General features: G+C 32.5%; 4 protein-coding genes. All 4 read right to left on the bottom strand.

Translation table 11 applies throughout. The annotated features are described in order from the left end of the window. Positions 1-285 (bottom strand): dUTP pyrophosphatase (locus AB0C84_RS46210; RefSeq protein ID WP_361079293.1); only part of this gene is annotated, 285 nt, incomplete at its 3' end. Between the two features lie 147 nt (positions 286-432). Continuing rightward, positions 433-669 carry a hypothetical protein gene (locus AB0C84_RS46205; RefSeq protein ID WP_001830278.1) on the bottom strand — a complete coding sequence of 79 codons (237 nt, stop codon included), beginning with the start codon at positions 667-669 and terminating at the stop codon, positions 433-435. 154 nt (positions 670-823) lie between these two features. Next, positions 824-1129: a hypothetical protein gene (locus AB0C84_RS46200; protein ID WP_361079290.1), complete on the bottom strand. Its 306-nt coding sequence runs from the start codon at positions 1127-1129 to the stop codon at positions 824-826. Between the two features lie 19 nt (positions 1130-1148). After that, positions 1149-1382: YopX family protein (locus AB0C84_RS46195; protein ID WP_361079287.1), on the bottom strand; the 234-nt coding region annotated here is incomplete at its 5' end.

The raw sequence follows: 1382 nt of genomic DNA, 5'->3' as shown, positions 1-1382 counted from the left end.
TATGTTATCTGTGATGATACCGATTTCTTTATTGTATGTTTGGTCTATTGTTCCTAATGCTACACGTAACTTTGTTTTTAGTGACTTACCTGATCTAGGTCTTACTTGTGCTTCATATCCGTGAGGTAAATTAATAGCCACGTCTGTTTTAACTGCTTTTGTTTCTCCTGCTTTGATTGTTGTTGTTTCTGATACATACAAATCTAATCCGCTATCTGTAGAATTTGCTCTCTTCGACATAGTCGCGTTTTCTGATAATAATTTAATTTCTAATGTATTTGTCATTTATTGTTCCTCCATTTTCTACTAAACTCTTCGAATTGCTTTCTACTATTCTAAAGTTAAAACTCTTTTTTCTACTTCGCTTTTCGCTTCTTCATTAAGTTCAATAATTTCTTTTCATAATATTTTTCCCCTTATAAATTGTATGTTTTACCCAGCATCATAATGATTATCATTTAAATCATAGTCTGCGCCTTTAGGTCTAACTCTAGTCCAAGCTACATCTGTTTTAAACTTAGGTTTAAAATCACCATCCCCATCAGCATATATAGAAACTGTTCTTGATGCGCCTAAGTCACCTAAGTACTCCATCTTATCTAACATTGACATAAATTCATTAACCCATCTTTCTTCCATTTCAACTTCAATTGTAAATTTCTTTTTCATAGTATTTTTTCTCCTTATGAAATGTATATTTTAATTAATTGGTAGCAAATAAAAATCATCTACTCCAATTTTATTTAACTTCTTTAAAACTCTTTTAGCTTTCCTTTTATTAGGAAATACTGTAGATGATAATATACAGTGTTGGATAAACTCTCTATTGTCCATCACTACCACGCTCTAAATCGTTCATTTTAGTTTTTATAACTTTAAATGCAGTTAATAAGTTTTCAAAGCGTTCAAATTGTTGTGGGCTTTGTGCACAATCTTTTCTATCACTAAAGGTCTCATTTCTGTCTAATACGTATTCCTTTAACTTATCCCACGCCTCTGCCTTCGTTTTCACTTCTGCCATATCATTGATTAGTTCATCACGTTGCTTACGTAAACTGTCACGTTCTCCTTTTACTTTCTTCAACCTAGCGTCCATCACACTAGATACAAACTTAGCTTCTGAGTTCATTTACTCACCCTCATTCCATTTAGAATTCTCTTTCAACAAACCTGCATTTCTCTGGGTTTTCATAGATATTGCCAATAACCTCTGTAACATTTAAGTCAAATTGTCCTAATTGGAATCCTTTAAGTAAATCATATTTTACTTCTGTCGTTACCATTTCATAGCCAATAATCCCTGTATCGTATGGACCTCTTATAATATCCCCTTCATAAATTTCAGTGCCGTTTTTGTCTTTCAAGCCAGTTGATTGCATAGC

The sequence above is a fragment of the Actinomadura sp. NPDC048955 genome, assembly GCF_040649435.1.
GTDB classification, from domain to species: domain Bacteria; phylum Actinomycetota; class Actinomycetes; order Streptosporangiales; family Streptosporangiaceae; genus Spirillospora; species Spirillospora luteofluorescens.
This window is presented reverse-complemented; position numbering and strand designations above follow the sequence as displayed.